Genomic DNA, 1981 nt, shown 5'->3' with positions numbered 1-1981 from the left:
CAGGGTCCGTGCGGTGTGTTCGCGCAGGTCGGCGGTTGCCGTGTCAGCGTCCTCCGTGGGGATGACGTAGGCGACGATGCGCTGGTCGCCGGGCTGGTCCTCGCGGACGATGACGGCTGCCTGCCGCACCTGGGGGTGGTTGGTGATGACGGCTTCGATTTCGCCGAGTTCGATGCGGTAGCCGCGGACTTTGACCTGGGTGTCGATGCGTCCGGCGAATTCGAGTTGTCCGTCGGGGCGTCGGCGGGCGAGGTCGCCGGTGCGGTACATGCGGGTGCCGGGGGTGCCGTGGGGGTTCGCGGTGAACCGTGTCGCCGTGAGGTCGGGGCGGTGGAGGTATCCGCGGGCGAGGAGGTCCCCGGCGATGTAGAGCTCGCCGGTGACGTTGGGAGGAACGGGCTGGAGATGGGCGTCGAGGATGTGGATCTGGGTGTTCCAGATGGGGTGCCCGATGGTGATGGTGCCGGTGGGGGCGGGCTGTCCGGGATCGATGCGGTACTGGGTGCAGCCGACCGTGGTTTCCGTGGGCCCGTATTCGTTGATGACGGTGGTGCCGGGGTGGTCGCGGCGCCACTCATCGAGCGCCTCACCCAGGAGCGCTTCACCACCAAGGACCAGCTGCTCGGTGGGTGAGATGTGCGGGGGCAGGTTCTTGAGCAGGCTCAGGTGCGAGGGGGTGGCCTTGACGAAGGTCGGCGCCTCGGAGAGGTCCGGGGCGGTGCCCTCGTCCAGCTCGACCAGATGCGCGCAGCCACCAAGCGTGAGGGGTCCGAGAAGCCCCGTGACCGTGAGGTCGAAGGAGACCGGAGAGTGGACGAGAGTCCGTCCGCTCATGGCGGGATAGGCGGCGTGGGCCCAGCGGAGGTAGAGGTTCAGCGAGCGGTGCTCGACGACGACGCCCTTCGGCCGCCCGGTGGAACCGGAGGTGTAGATGACGAAGACGGGATGCGAGGTCTTCGCCTCACCCAACCGGTCAGCATCGCGAACGTTGCTGGTCGACAGCCCCGAAGTGTCGGCCTCGCCGGAGTCGAGAGTGAGGGTGTGCCACGACGACGTCGATCGTGCGGGGAAGGGCGAGCGCGACGATCTGCTCGGGGCCGACGTTCCTGCTGATGAGGTGATGTGCCAGCTGGTTGGCGCGGGCGTTCAGCTCGCTGTAGGTGAGCTGTGTGCCCTCGTGCTCCAGAGCAGCGGCCTGCGGCGTCCGCGTCACCTGGGCCTCGAAGAGTTCGGCAAGCGTCGCGTCGGGGCGTTCCAGCCACGCCGCGATGCTCTGCGCGGTCTTCCGGTCGAAGAGGTCGGTCGCGAACTCCACCGACCCCCGCATACCTGAAGGCACACCGCTGCCGTCGTGCTGTTCTTCCACGTCGAAGGAGAGGTCGAACTTGGCCGACGCGACATCCAGCGCGTAGCCCTGTGCGGTGAGTCCGGGCAGTGCCAGCTCGGCGTCGTTGTTCTGGAAGGTCAGCATCACCTGGAAGAGCGGGTGATGGGACAGGGAGCGGGTGGGGTTGACGATCTCCACGAGCCGCTCGAAGGGCACGTCCTGGTGCGCGTAGGCCGCCAGGTCCGCTTCCCGCACCCGCCCCAGGAGTTCGGCGAAGGTGGGATCGCCGGACGTGTCGGTGCGCAGCACCAGCGTGTTGACGAAGAAGCCGACGAGGTCGTCGAGTGCGTCGTCGTTACGTCCGGCGATGGCGGAGCCGATGGGGATGTCGGTGCCCGCGCCGAGTCGGGTCAGCAGCGTCGCCAGCGCCGCCTGGACGACCATGAAGACGCTCGACTGGTGTTCGCGTGCCAGGCGGGTGATGCCGTGGTGGAGGTCGGTGTCCCAGGCGAAGGGCACGCTGTCGCCCTGGTGGCTGGCCACCGCGGGCCGGGCCCGGTCGGTGGGCAGTTCCAACTGCTCGGGGAGTCCTGCCAGAGTGCTGCGCCAGTAGTCGATCTGGCGGGAGATGACACTGTCCGGGTCGCTCTCGTC

General features: G+C 68.4%; 2 protein-coding genes. Both read right to left on the bottom strand.

Annotation, left to right across the window (positions count from 1 at the left end; translation table 11 throughout):
* Positions 1-1002: amino acid adenylation domain-containing protein (locus IF67_RS45620; RefSeq protein WP_234341646.1), on the bottom strand; the 1002-nt coding region annotated here is incomplete at its 3' end.
* The coding region (locus IF67_RS45615) for a condensation domain-containing protein (protein WP_234341644.1) at positions 974-1981 on the bottom strand (1008 nt) is incomplete at its 5' end. The genes IF67_RS45620 and IF67_RS45615, both read right to left, overlap by 29 nt.

Origin of the sequence: Streptomyces sp. NRRL S-1813 (genome assembly GCF_000719605.1) — a bacterium.
Classification (GTDB): domain Bacteria; phylum Actinomycetota; class Actinomycetes; order Streptomycetales; family Streptomycetaceae; genus Streptomyces; species Streptomyces decoyicus.
Note: the sequence above shows the minus strand (reverse complement) of the source record. Positions and strands in the feature narration are given on the sequence as shown.